General features: G+C 43.2%; 12 protein-coding genes. 3 read left to right on the top strand and 9 right to left on the bottom strand.

Going from position 1 to position 12,321, the window contains the following annotated elements:
* Positions 1-32: 32 nt before the first annotated feature.
* The 5 genes from RTP55_RS07590 to RTP55_RS07610 all read right to left on the bottom strand — a co-directional run bounded on the left by RTP55_RS07590 (position 33) and on the right by RTP55_RS07610 (position 5,970).
* On the bottom strand, positions 33-665 hold the full coding sequence (locus tag RTP55_RS07590; RefSeq protein ID WP_050324582.1) for a YggT family protein: 633 nt from the start codon (positions 663-665) through the stop codon (positions 33-35).
* 105 nt (positions 666-770) lie between these two features.
* Positions 771-1,610, bottom strand: coding sequence for a pyrroline-5-carboxylate reductase (gene proC / locus RTP55_RS07595; RefSeq protein ID WP_312385345.1), 840 nt, complete (start codon positions 1,608-1,610; stop codon positions 771-773).
* A gap of 236 nt (positions 1,611-1,846) precedes the next feature.
* Positions 1,847-3,346, bottom strand: coding sequence for a tRNA lysidine(34) synthetase TilS (gene tilS, locus RTP55_RS07600; protein WP_312385347.1), 1,500 nt, complete (start codon positions 3,344-3,346; stop codon positions 1,847-1,849).
* 165 nt (positions 3,347-3,511) lie between these two features.
* On the bottom strand, positions 3,512-4,321 hold the full coding sequence (locus RTP55_RS07605; protein WP_100274079.1) for an acetyl-CoA carboxylase carboxyltransferase subunit alpha: 810 nt from the start codon (positions 4,319-4,321) through the stop codon (positions 3,512-3,514).
* Between the two features lie 125 nt (positions 4,322-4,446).
* Complete coding sequence (locus tag RTP55_RS07610) at positions 4,447-5,970, bottom strand: Ppx/GppA phosphatase family protein (RefSeq protein WP_312385350.1); 1,524 nt, start codon at positions 5,968-5,970, stop codon at positions 4,447-4,449.
* Between the two features lie 494 nt (positions 5,971-6,464).
* On the opposite strand from RTP55_RS07610, the gene trxA reads away from it, so the two are divergent.
* Positions 6,465-6,788 carry a thioredoxin gene (gene trxA / locus RTP55_RS07615; RefSeq protein ID WP_036589854.1) on the top strand — a complete coding sequence of 108 codons (324 nt, stop codon included), beginning with the start codon at positions 6,465-6,467 and terminating at the stop codon, positions 6,786-6,788.
* A gap of 414 nt (positions 6,789-7,202) precedes the next feature.
* Positions 7,203-8,471, top strand: a complete 1,269-nt coding sequence (rho, locus tag RTP55_RS07620) for a transcription termination factor Rho (protein ID WP_060994528.1) — start codon at positions 7,203-7,205, stop codon at positions 8,469-8,471.
* Positions 8,472-8,594: 123 nt separating this feature from the next.
* Here rho and ypfJ read toward each other — a convergent pair whose 3' ends face one another.
* On the bottom strand, positions 8,595-9,479 hold the full coding sequence (ypfJ, locus tag RTP55_RS07625; RefSeq protein WP_100270536.1) for a KPN_02809 family neutral zinc metallopeptidase: 885 nt from the start codon (positions 9,477-9,479) through the stop codon (positions 8,595-8,597).
* Positions 9,480-10,055: 576 nt separating this feature from the next.
* On the opposite strand from ypfJ, the gene RTP55_RS07630 reads away from it, so the two are divergent.
* Positions 10,056-10,361 (top strand): hypothetical protein, encoded by a 306-nt coding sequence (locus tag RTP55_RS07630; protein ID WP_312385355.1) that lies wholly within the window; start codon positions 10,056-10,058, stop codon positions 10,359-10,361.
* Positions 10,362-10,581: 220 nt separating this feature from the next.
* Here the strand turns inward: RTP55_RS07630 and ccmE are convergent, their stop codons facing one another.
* From ccmE to RTP55_RS07645, 3 genes are all read right to left on the bottom strand, one after another.
* Positions 10,582-11,067 (bottom strand): cytochrome c maturation protein CcmE, encoded by a 486-nt coding sequence (gene ccmE, locus RTP55_RS07635; protein WP_040404183.1) that lies wholly within the window; start codon positions 11,065-11,067, stop codon positions 10,582-10,584.
* A gap of 84 nt (positions 11,068-11,151) precedes the next feature.
* Positions 11,152-11,361, bottom strand: coding sequence for a heme exporter protein CcmD (gene ccmD, locus RTP55_RS07640; RefSeq protein ID WP_062332181.1), 210 nt, complete (start codon positions 11,359-11,361; stop codon positions 11,152-11,154).
* 116 nt (positions 11,362-11,477) lie between these two features.
* Positions 11,478-12,269, bottom strand: coding sequence for a heme ABC transporter permease (locus tag RTP55_RS07645; protein WP_312385360.1), 792 nt, complete (start codon positions 12,267-12,269; stop codon positions 11,478-11,480).
* Positions 12,270-12,321: the final 52 nt, after the last annotated feature.

Here is a 12,321-nt window from a genome sequence, read left to right on the forward strand (position 1 = left end):
AGCTTAATCATTTAATCGTCGTTTGGGAAAGACTATAGAGTTAATAGATAAACACCTACGGTTTGCACCAAGGTTTCTAACAAAATAATCAAGAAAAAACCCAGCATAGGTGCCAAATCAAGCATGCCTGTGGCAGGTAATACTTTGCGAAACGGCTGAATAATTGGCTCACTAAGCAGGGTGAGAAGGCCAAAAATCGCTGGCATTTTTTGGGTAAAAAGCATCACCCAACCCCCGATAAACGAGCCAATAATGATGTACTGACACATTCTTAAAAAATCAATCAGCAAGGTCACGGCCGCTACAAAAAACATCATGACAGGTGAAAAATGCCGCGATAGATAATCAACCATGGCTAAGTTCACCTCTGGCATATAGAACAGCCCAATATTTTGACTATCAATGCGCATCATGCCAAGCACGCCCCAAATAAAAATCATCCGCAGCAAAAACAGCAACACCAAACTTGCGGTATTGATTCTGCCATCGCCAAGGGTTGGGAAAATACGTCCAAACACATCGACAATGCGTGTCATACGATAAATGGGTTTGGCAAACGCATCTTTTGCAGTAATGCCAGCAAACTGCAGCATAAATCGAAAGAAAACCAGTATCATCGCCGCCGCGACGACGATATCAAACAACCCTGCCAAAAGATTAGTCATGCCCTGTTTTTATCCTTATTTGCTGCTTACACACTTGTTAACGATGAGCCGTTAAGATAGTTAATTAAAATTTGCTGTTGTAGCCAATGTTATAGCCAAATCGAGTTATTTGCCAAACGCTTGGCTTAGCTCACGCGAGCGCTGCTCACATGCTAGCATGGCATCGGCAATAATTTGATGCATTTTTTTCCCATCCATCACTTCAATTGCCGCTTGGGTAGTGCCATTGGGCGAGGTCACTTTGCGACGCAGCTCAGCTGGCGTATCATGACTGGTCAATGCCATTTGCGCTGAGCCCAGTGCCGTTTGCATCGCCAAAGCCGTGGCTTGGGTTTGAGTGAGCCCCAATTTTTCACCCGTGGCAATCATGTTTTCTAACATATAAAAGAAATACGCAGGCGCTGACCCTGAGATAGCGGTCACGGCGTGCAGTAGCTCTTCGTCATCGACCCATAACACCAGTCCTGCCGCGGACATCACTTGCTGCGCAAGTTGCTGCTCCGCCTCGCTCACCCCGGCTGTCGCGTACAGGCCTGTGGCACCCATTTGAATCATCGCAGGGGTATTTGGCATCGCCCGCACTAGCTTGACTTGCGGTCCCAACCACTCGGCTAAGCTATCAGTACCAATCCCTGCGGCAATTGAAATAACCACTTGCTCGCCCCAGATGTCTTTGACTGGCAGTAACACATCTTTAATGACCTGCGGTTTGACAGCGAGCACAACCACATCAGCTTTTTCGATGGCGTGCTTGGTATCGTCGATGTTGCTCGCATCGTAGGTATTTAAACCTTGGGCTTGAAAATCCGCTAACTTCTCGGCATCGGTTTCTACCACATGCAGTAGGCTAGTTGGTTGACCCTTTGCTAATAGCCCTGCAATGAGTGCCGATGCCATATTACCGCCACCAATAAAGGCGATATTAAGAGAAGTTGTGGTTGCCATAGATGTCCTTTGTAATCATTTTTTGTGGGGTGACGAAAGCAGTTAGACGAAAGTAGTTAAAGGGTTCGCCCTCGCTATTATTCGCAAATAAGTCTACCATACCTACTGCAAATTTTGATGACAAATTTTGATGACAAATTTACAGCGTAAATTGGTGTACATGGCGCAAATTCAAGCGATTCATGCCCGTTTGATAGTCTAAGTCCATGACAGTCTTAGCCCATGACAGGCTTAAATCAATGAGATTCACTATCAAGACTGTCTGTCCAAACCAAGTGCCACGGACAAGCTGCTTGGGTAGCCAAATTCAGCTCACCGGCATCTGCCAGCCAAACACTGATATTCGGCAATAATAAAGCAAACCGTTTTGGTGTTTGAGATGCAATGGGTGCCTTTTCATTGTTGTCATCCATAATGACCACTTTGGCAAATTGTCGCTCCCAGCTAGGAATATCAAATCGTTGGCACAGTTTTTTAAACGATTGGTGAAAAGATTGTGACAATAATTGAAAAGACTCATTGGGCAACACGGCTCTGATAGCAAGCGCCAATTCTAGAGATAGCCCCACAGATAATTCCTCAGATAGCCCCACATCAGCAGTCAAATTGGCTAATACCTTGTTATCTGACTTGCCATGAATCGCCTTCACATAATCGGCATCAAGACGGTATAACGTATCGCGGTATTTTCTAATCTCAATCCCCTGCCACTGCAAAATCGCTTGCTGGTCTGTTTGCGCTGATTGTAGTAACTGCTCAATTTGTACAATCAATCGCCGAGTGGGGGCAAATTTTTGTGAGCCTTTGACCCAATGATGCAATAGATTAAAGCGTCTTGCTTGGCTCAATGATTTTAGATTGGGGATATGCAAACATTGCTGATGACTTGTCCAGCCATTTGAGCGCTGACATAGCGCCAAATCTTGTTGATATTGGTCATCGACTATGTGATGCGCTTCGGTTAGGTTTTGCTGGGTGCGGGTGATATTTTGCACTACTTTATGAAAGCGCTCATCAAGGAGTGGCAAAATCTGATTACGTAAAAAAGCGCGCTGATTAGCTACGCCAAAATTGGTAGGATCATCGACATGAGGGATATGTTGCGCCACTACAAAGTCGCTAATCTCATCACGCGTTACTCCAAGCAACGGACGCCATAACCAAATGGGTGTGCCAAATTCGTGTTGCACCGCAAACGCCGTCATCCCTGTCAGTCCTGCCAATCCTGTCCCTTGGCATAGGTTCATCAACAAGGTTTCCACCTGATCGTTGGCGTGATGCGCCAAGGCAACAATGGCATTTTCGCCTGCAATCTGTATGATGGCATGATAGCGGGCGGTTCTGGCTTGTTGTTCATTGACTTGCTGTTCATTGGCTTGTTGCTTGCTAACTTGTTGTTCGTTGACTTGTTGTTCATGGCTGATTGGGCTATCGGCTGCATAAACTTGCTGCGATTGCCACTCGATACAAACGCTGTCATAGTCGATGTGGTGCTTGTGGCAATAGCCTTCTACCAGTTGTTGCCAGTCATCACTGACTTTTTGCAATTTATGGTTGATATGAATCACATGAATGGGTAGTTGTAGCTGCTGACAGGCGAACAGTAATGCCATCGAGTCTCGCCCGCCACTGCACGCAATATAAATTTTAGTGGCAGCCTTGGGGTGCGGGTTGATATGGGTTTGATAACTTTGCTTAATCGCCTCAATGACAGGTGACAAAGGGACAGATGACATAAGGATAGACGACATAGGGATAGACGAAATAGTGCTCAAGCTCATGCGGCGAGAGAAAAACCAGGAGATAAAACAAATGAGATAAAACAAATGGGATAAAATAATGGGCGCATAAATAAACGCCCATAAATCATTAAAAATTAAAATAGGTTAAATCACTGACAATCAAGCAGAGGCTTTTGGTAAGGACACCGTAGAATTAAAGCTCATCAGTTTTTCATAGCGTTGTTGCAGACGCGTTTGCTCATCAAGCTTTATAAGCACCGCTAGCTGTTGCGCCAGCGTGGCTTTAAGGTTGGTCATAGCCACATCGCTGTTGATATGTGCGCCCTCGCCTTCCCCGATGACTTCATCAATTAAGCCAAGGGATTTTAAATTTGCTGCACTGAGTTTCAACGCCTCACTGGCTTGCGGTGCTTTTTCAGCCGTTTTCCACAAAATCGATGCACAGCCTTCAGGCGAAATCACGGAATAAATGCTGTTTTCTAGCATATTGATACGGTCAGCGACGCCAATCGCCAGTGCACCGCCTGACCCCCCTTCACCGATTACCGTGGCAATCACAGGCACATTCAAGGATGAAAATACCGCAATACTTTGGGCAATCGCTTGCGCTTGACCACGCTCTTCTGCACCCACGCCAGGATATGCGCCTTGGGTATCAATAAAGGTCAACACCGGCAATTTAAACCGTTCTGCCATTTGCACCAGTCTAACTACTTTGCGGTAGCCTTCTGGGTTTGCCATACCAAAATTGTATTCAATACGCTCACGGGTGCTGCGACCACGATGTTGACCAATCAGCATGACAGGCTGGTCGTTAAACATCGCCATACCCCCCAAAATCGCTTTGTCATCGGCATACGCGCGATCCCCTTGCAGCACATCAAATTCCGTGAAAAGCTGGTTGGCATAATCCAAAAATAATGGTCGTTTTGCATGACGTGCAAGCTGTACTTTTTCCCAAACACTCATTGTCGTTATTCCCTTGTTTTACTGCGACTGTTGTCATCTTAATATCGTATGACAGACCTAAGCTCTTAATTTAAAATTTAAAAATTTGCTTAGCTATTTACTTAGCTGTTTATTTAACTATTTACTTACGCAATAGCTGGCTCATAAGTAGTAACGGATAAGCTCATGCCCCACTTTTGCCAAATATCAATTTCATCTTGCAAATCTGACAGCACAAGACTTGCGTTATCATCCGCTAAATTTACCAAAACTTCCCAAGTATGGTTATCTTTAGCCGCTAGCTGAATCGGTAGCGTATCATGTTTGCTACGGCTGTGATGCACCAGTACCGCTAGGCGTAAAATCAGGGTTAAATACACCAGATTGTCACCGCCCACCATTTTGACTTCATCCAAACTATCAGGTTTTAATTTACGGCGATGGTGCATGACGAGCTGCGACAAGCGTGTTTTATCGACTTGTGAGAACCCATCAATATCCGAATTTTCCAGCAAATAGGCACTGTGCCTGTGATAGCTACTATGGCTGATGGCAAGACCAATTTCATATAGATAGGCACCACGGCGAAGTAAATCCGCATCCTCTTCATCAAGCCCCAAACGATTTCTCACTTGGTCAAACAGCTGCTGCGCGGTACCTACCACACGTTTTGCTTGTTTTCTATCCACCGAATAACGCGTCATCAAGGCTTGTACACTGCGATCGCGCACATCTTCACTGGCAAAACGCCCGAGCATATCGTACATGACGCCTTCGCGCAGCGCACCATCTGAATAAGAGATGGTATCAATGCCCAAAACATTCATCGCTGCCAACAGCACCGCGACACCAGCCGGCAGCACTGCTTTACGAGTGTCTTTAATATCGGCAAAATCAATATTGTCGATATGTTTTGCTTTAATCAGTAACTTTTGGATTTCTTTGACACCGCTGTAGGTCACCCGAGCATTTTCATCGGCAAGCCCAAGTTGCACCAAAATTTGATTGACCGCTTTAATCGTGCCGCTTGAGCCCGTGACACTGTCCCAGCCCGTTTTTTGGTACAAACGACTAATACCCAGCATTTCTTTTCTCGCCGCAGCAATCGCTTTTTCAAACGCTTTTTCGGTGATAGCGCCGTCAGTAAAATAGGATTTGGTAAAGGCAACACAGCCCATCTGTAGGCTTTCGGTCAAAATTGGGTCGAAGCCTTTACCAATAATAAACTCCGTCGAACCACCCCCAATATCAATCACCAAGCGTTTGTCGGTACTGGCATTGGTATGAGAAACTCCCAAATAAATTAGACGCGCTTCTTCTCGCCCAGCAATGACTTCTAAGGGTTTGGGTAAAATTAAATTGGCTTGTCGAATAAATTCATCCGCATTCTTGGCTTGGCGCAGGGCATTGGTAGCCACAATCCGTAACCGCTGTGGGGAAACAGCGTCTAGTCGTCCAACAAAACGGGTCAAACAATCCAGCCCGCGTTTTTGTGCCTCAAGCGACAAATAGTTGTTTTCATCAAGTCCAGCGGCAAGCTGCACTTTTTCTGACATTGATGCTAATTTGCGTACTTCCCCATGGTCTAACCGCGCGATGGCAAGATGAAAGCTATTTGAGCCAATATCAATGGCGGCCATAAGTTCGTTGTTAGCAAGTAAGTCAGGCATATGTCACTTAGTGTCGGTTAAAGTCAATAATTCGATTAGACACCATTTTACGCATTTTCACCCCTGAGTAAAAGCCATTTTATTGCAACTGCAACTTTTGCCTCCCGCGATACCTGTCCATTGATGAAAAAAATTGACTTTAATATTTTCTAAAAAATTCTATCGTTACAATCATTTAGATACGATTAGTTAGATACCATTAATGTTTCTTATCATAACTATCAAAACAATTAACCATAGCCATACCCTGTTTTGGGGTTGTGTTATGCTAAGATGACCCTATCATAATAATCACTATAAATTAATTTGCCGTTGGGTGTCTGTTTAATAGATTTCATTATCCTATCATTGTTTCTATCACTGTTTGATTGTATCCAATATTAAGATTTTTTTATTAGGCAAAAACAAGCACTGGGCAAAAACAAGCGTTTGGGTCATTACTTAACCGTAATCCAAAACCTAACAGTTAACAACATCAACACGTAGGAGTTACTATGTCTTCAGTTATTCATGCCGATGAAGGTACTTTTGAAAAAGCAGTATTACAATCAGATACCCCAGTATTGGTTGATTTTTGGGCAACTTGGTGTGGTCCATGTAAAGCCATTGCCCCTGTATTAGACGAGCTTTCTTCAGAATATGAGGGTAAAGCGCGAATTGTTAAAATCGACGTTGACCAAAATCCAAACCTAGCTGCACAATATGGTATCCGTAGTATCCCTACCTTATTTATGTTCAAAAACGGTGAAAAAGTGGATGCTACTATGGGTATGCAACCAAAAGCCCAATTGACTGCTCTTATCAACAAACACTTATAATCGCTAGGGTAAGAATCATTAGCGTAGGTTAATAGGTTAAATTGAATTTTTATATTGGTAACGGTATATTTTTTTGATAATTACCAGTGAGATTCGCCGCGATTTTGATACTTGTGAGTAAAAAAATCGCGGTTTTTTATGCCCATACATTGACAAATGAATATGTCAAGTCGTATAGTGTGTCTCACAAAATAACTATCTTATCGATATGCTTAACGTTACGTTAGCAGGCATTTACTATTATTTGGTTTAGTACTTGGTATTGTCTGTTTGCAACGCTCAGTTAATCATTTCAAACGTTTCTATTTTTTTCTCTTTATATTCTCTTCACACCCTACTGTCTTAAAACGATGCAGCGCCTTTGCTCGACTCACGTTTTGAGGTGGTTCAAAATTAGTTATTGATGATTTACCTATGAATTTGACTGAACTCAAGAAAAAATCGATTGCTGAATTGTTGTTGATTAGCGAGCAAATGGGTCTAGAAAACATGGCCCGTAGTCGCAAACAAGATATCATTTTTGCCATTTTAAAAACCCACGCCCGAAACGGTGAAGCTATCTATGGGGATGGCGTGCTTGAGATTTTGCCCGATGGCTTTGGTTTTTTACGATCGTCGGAAGGCTCTTACCTAGCGGGTCCCGATGATATCTATGTGAGTCCGAGCCAAATTCGCCGTTTCAATCTCAAGACGGGTGACTCAATCGCAGGGACGATTCGCCCACCCAAGGATTCTGAGCGTTATTTTGCCCTATTAAAAGTTAACGAAATCAACTTCGATACCCCAGACCGCTCTCGCCACAAACTGATTTTTGAAAATTTAACCCCACTTTTCCCCACCCAGCAGCTTCGCCTAGAACTGGGTAACGGTACCACAGAAGACTTAACCGGCCGTATCATTGACTTGATTGCCCCGATTGGTAAAGGACAACGCTCGATTATTGTCGCCCCACCAAAAGCGGGTAAAACTGTACTGCTACAATCTATCGCGCAATCCATCACCAAAAACAACCCAGAATGTTATCTCATCGTGCTGCTCATTGACGAGCGTCCTGAAGAAGTGACCGAAATGCAGCGTACGGTGCGTGGTGAAGTGGTCGCATCGACCTTTGATGAGCCGCCAACCCGTCACGTACAAGTCGCCGAAATGGTGATTGAAAAGGCCAAACGCTTGGTTGAGCACAAACAAGACGTGGTGATTTTACTCGATTCCATTACGCGTTTAGCCCGCGCCTATAATACGGTATTGCCTTCATCGGGTAAGGTATTGACTGGTGGGGTGGATGCCAATGCACTAGAACGCCCAAAACGCTTTTTTGGTGCCGCACGTAATGTCGAAGAAGGCGGTAGCTTGACCATTATTTCAACCGCTTTGATTGACACAGGCAGTACCATGGATAAGGTGATTTATGAAGAGTTTAAGGGGACAGGTAACCAAGAAATTACCCTTGAGCGAGACATTGCCGAAAAACGGGTATTCCCTGCCATCAATATCAAAAAATCGGGCACTCGCCGTGAAGAGCGTTTGATGGATGAAGCGATGCTACGCAAAGTATGGATTCTGCGCAAACTGCTACACCCCATGGATGAACTACAAGCTACCGAATTTTTGCTAGAAAAACTTAAAGACTCAAAAACCAATGATGAATTCTTTGAGCAAATGACGCGTAAAGATAAATCTTAATCATGTTACCGCTTAATCCTGTTAATTAGCTGACTCATAGAAATGAAAAAGCTCAACCTGGTGTTGAGCTTTTTGTTGGTGTCTTTTTTATTGGCGTCCTTTGGGCTTAAATCGCAACGCTACTTAAATTGCACCACTAAAAGTATCGCATTGGTTGATATCACCCGATTTTAAACCGCGTGAAAACCACGTCATACGTTGTTGACTGGTACCATGGGTAAAGCTATCAGGGACAGCGGCACGACCACTGGCTTGGGCCAAACGGTCATCACCGATTTGCTCCGCCGCATTAATCGCTTCTTCAATATCGCCTTGCTCTAAGAATTGAACACGTTGTTGGTTACGGTTTGCCCAAACACCCGCAAAACAGTCCGCTTGTAGTTCTTGACGCACTGATAAATTGTTGGCTTGCGCTTGCGTGGCACGGCGACTGGCTTCATCTACTTTTTGGCTAATACCTAACTGATTTTGTACATGGTGACCCACCTCGTGAGCAATGACATAAGCCTGTGCAAAGTCACCTGCTTTACCTTGGTTTTGTGCATCACCTGAACCATTTTGGTCACCTGTGATACCCAGTTTTTGGCGCATTTCTTGGAAAAAACTGGTATCAAGATAGATGCGTTGGTCAGCAGGACAGTAAAAAGGCCCTGTCGCTGAAGACGCATTACCACAACCCGAACGTACCATACCATTAAATAACACTAATTTAGGCTGTTGGTATTGCATATTGTTTTCACTAAAAATCTGACCCCACACTTCTTCCGTGTCTTTTAACACCACTGAGACAAATTTTTGGTCGCGGTCAGCCGTTTGCTGGTCAAGGGTTTGTTGACCGCTACTATTGCCACCTGTGATTGCAGAACCTGTTTGCATCGCAGTCATAGGATTCATACCAAACACCAGCCATAAAATCAAACCAATGATAATAGTACCAATACCGCCACCCACGGCTTTACCGCCGCTGACTAATACATTCGAGCTACCATCACGATCTTCCCACTTCATACCAATACCTCCTTAAATACTATCTTGCTTTTATAATATGCTTATTTTGGCATTGTAGCATTTTGCCTAAAAATTACTGTGTGAAATCGTAGTTTTATACAGATTTTTGACAATAAACCCTAACAATATACCACTAATGTAACTTATTATTACCTATCTAAAATCTGCCAAACCTGATTAAAATTAACCATTTATTGCCAAAAAAAAATTATTTTTTTGGTATTATTTAATACAGTACGGGAAATAGAAAAAATTTTGTAAATTTACAAAAATAAAGATATCTTTGCCATATTTTTATGCGTATAATACGTCATTTTCCGCGAAAAGCTAAAAAAGATATCTTTCTCGTGCGATATCAATAAATCTAAAAAGTTGTATTTGTGATTGCGGTGTTATTTTGTTACAACCTTTTATCAGATTTATTATATTTTTTTATGCGAAAGTTATTCTATCTTGACTAAGTTTCCGCTACAATATTGCCAGTTTCATGTCCCGTGTGTCTTTAATTCTAAATAAACTCTTTATTTAGAGTATCGTCGAGTGAATACGGGGTTATTTTCTTTAGGAGAACACGTAATGAACGTTAAATTAATCGCTGTATCAAGTCTAGTTGCTGCATCTTTAGCTATGACTGCATGTAGCAAAAAAGAAGAAGCTGCACCAGCTGCTGCCTCTACCACTGCTTCAACTACAGTTGCTTCATCAACTACTACCACTGTTGAAGCTTCTGCACCAGCAGTAACTGCATCTGCTGCAACTGTTAACGCTTCTACTGTTGTTGTAGACACTGCATCTGCTGCCGCACCAGCTTCTGCTGTTGCTGACGCTGCCGCTTCTGCTGCTGCAACCGTTGCTGACGCTTCTGCATCTGCTGCAAAATAATCAGTTTTTTAAACTGAACAAAAAGGAAACCCGAGCGGTTTCCTTTTTTTATGCTTAAAAATTTTATGGTTAAAGATTTTGTATGGCATAAAATTTTTAACATTATTTAGATATTAAAAAAGTGGGTCAATGCCCACTTTTTTAGCTACATGGCTTTCTTAGCCCGCTGATTTTTTAGCTAATTAATTTTTTACCTAAGTGGCTTTTTAGCTAAGTGAATTTATTGTTTAACAGGGGTAGCTGGCATAAACTGCGCTTGGTTGACATCAGTGCCATTGGCTTGATGCTGCGTTTTTAGTGATTTTGCCACTTCAGGCGGCATATAATTCTCATCATGCTTTGCTAATACTTCGCTTGCTACAAAAGTATTGCCTTCAAGCGAACCCGTAGCTACCACGCCCGAACCTTCGGCAAATAAATCTGGTAAGATGCCTTTATAAGATACCGGTACGGTGGATTTAAAATCGGTGATTTTAAATTTGACATTGAGTGGGTCTGTGCTATCTCGCTCGACACTACCACGCACGACCATGCCCCCTGCTCGGATACGGGTATCTTCAGGTGCTTTGCCTTGACTAATGGCTGTGGGGTCAAAATAATAGTCGGTTTGTTGTCCTACCGCATAAATTACAAGGACGACGGCAATGATTGCGCCAAATAAGGTTGCCATTACCCACATTAATTTTTTTTGTCGTACTTTATTCATCGCTTTTTTTCATCTCACTTTTGATGAACCACACCCTATGGGGCTACTTGTCTATTATAACACTGATTAGGGCGATAAATACTATTATCCGCTGCCCTTAGCCGTACGTTGATGACGCTGTTGTTGGCGCGCCTGCTGGGTAGTGATATCTCGGTAGGTCGCTTTACGCTGACTACGACTAAAAAAGACGAGCGCGATAATGCCTAGTAAAGTCAGTAGCCAAGTTGACCACACATAACTACCATGCCCACCCATGGCGATAAACTCGGCAAAATTACGAAAATACGGGCTCATTGGTCACCTCAGGTTTGAATGTAGGTTTAGAGAATAGATTGATGGCATAGGATTAAAGCTATCGCTAGTTAAATGGCGATACTTTATGTCAATAAGCAGGCTCTAACGATAACACTTTAACGATATAGTCGTTTGCACTCATCAATCACCCACTGTTTGCTACTTTCGCGTTGCAAAATCAAGGTGTTGGTACGATAGATGGTAAGCGCAGCCACCAAAAAATAACTGCCTAACATCATCAGCAACAGCGGAATATACATATCAGGCGGCATTTTTGGACGCTCAGTTACGGTAAATGTCGAGCCTTGGTGTAGGGTGTTCCACCAATTGACAGAATATTTGATAATCGGCAAATTAACCGCACCTACAATCGATAAAATCGCCGCCGCTTTACCACGACTAGCGGTATATTCAAATGCAGCAAATAGCGCCATCACGCCTGCGTATAAAAACGCCAAAATCAGCATAGAAGTGAGACGCGCATCCCATACCCAGTATGTGCCCCAAGTAGGCTTTGCCCAAATAGAGCCTGTAAGTAAACTTAACACACAAAGCATGAAGCCAATCGGCGCAATCGCTTGGGCAACCAAATTGGCGGTTTTAATTTTCCAGACCAAAAAAATCACCCCTAAAATTGCCATGCCCAAATAAATTGACATGGCTAGACTGGCAGTGGGGACATGGATAAAGATAATGCGATAGCTATTGCCTTGCAAATAGTCAGGAGGCGCAAACGCTAATCCCCAAACGGCACCCACCGCTAATAGCAGCGCAGCAATGACAGCTAAATATCTCACCCAAGGGGCAAAAATACGATAAAACTCTTTGGTGCCAACAGTTTTAAGAAATCCTTGCCAAAGGCGAGAAAAAAAGCCATTTTTGCCAACGTTTGGGGTAATTTCTGCCATGGAATGCGCCTTGCTTTTTTTTCTAAAATGAATGTAAGCCATCAACAATAAG

The sequence above is a fragment of the Moraxella sp. CTOTU47579 genome, from assembly GCF_032004885.1.
GTDB classification, from domain to species: Bacteria; Pseudomonadota; Gammaproteobacteria; order Pseudomonadales; family Moraxellaceae; genus Faucicola; species Faucicola tetraodonis.

Coding starts and splice junctions, on each gene's coding strand:
- RTP55_RS07610 (WP_312385350.1), bottom strand. CDS start 5,970: ATGCCTGACTTACTTGCTAACAACGAACTTATGGCCGCCATTGATATT.
- rho (WP_060994528.1), top strand. CDS start 7,203: ATGAATTTGACTGAACTCAAGAAAAAATCGATTGCTGAATTGTTGTTG.
- RTP55_RS07645 (WP_312385360.1), bottom strand. CDS start 12,269: ATGGCAGAAATTACCCCAAACGTTGGCAAAAATGGCTTTTTTTCTCGC.
- tilS (WP_312385347.1), bottom strand. CDS start 3,346: ATGTCATCTGTCCCTTTGTCACCTGTCATTGAGGCGATTAAGCAAAGT.
- proC (WP_312385345.1), bottom strand. CDS start 1,610: ATGGCAACCACAACTTCTCTTAATATCGCCTTTATTGGTGGCGGTAAT.
- ccmD (WP_062332181.1), bottom strand. CDS start 11,361: ATGAGCCCGTATTTTCGTAATTTTGCCGAGTTTATCGCCATGGGTGGG.
- ypfJ (WP_100270536.1), bottom strand. CDS start 9,479: ATGAAGTGGGAAGATCGTGATGGTAGCTCGAATGTATTAGTCAGCGGC.
- ccmE (WP_040404183.1), bottom strand. CDS start 11,067: ATGAATAAAGTACGACAAAAAAAATTAATGTGGGTAATGGCAACCTTA.
- RTP55_RS07630 (WP_312385355.1), top strand. CDS start 10,056: ATGAACGTTAAATTAATCGCTGTATCAAGTCTAGTTGCTGCATCTTTA.
- trxA (WP_036589854.1), top strand. CDS start 6,465: ATGTCTTCAGTTATTCATGCCGATGAAGGTACTTTTGAAAAAGCAGTA.
- RTP55_RS07590 (WP_050324582.1), bottom strand. CDS start 665: ATGACTAATCTTTTGGCAGGGTTGTTTGATATCGTCGTCGCGGCGGCG.
- RTP55_RS07605 (WP_100274079.1), bottom strand. CDS start 4,321: ATGAGTGTTTGGGAAAAAGTACAGCTTGCACGTCATGCAAAACGACCA.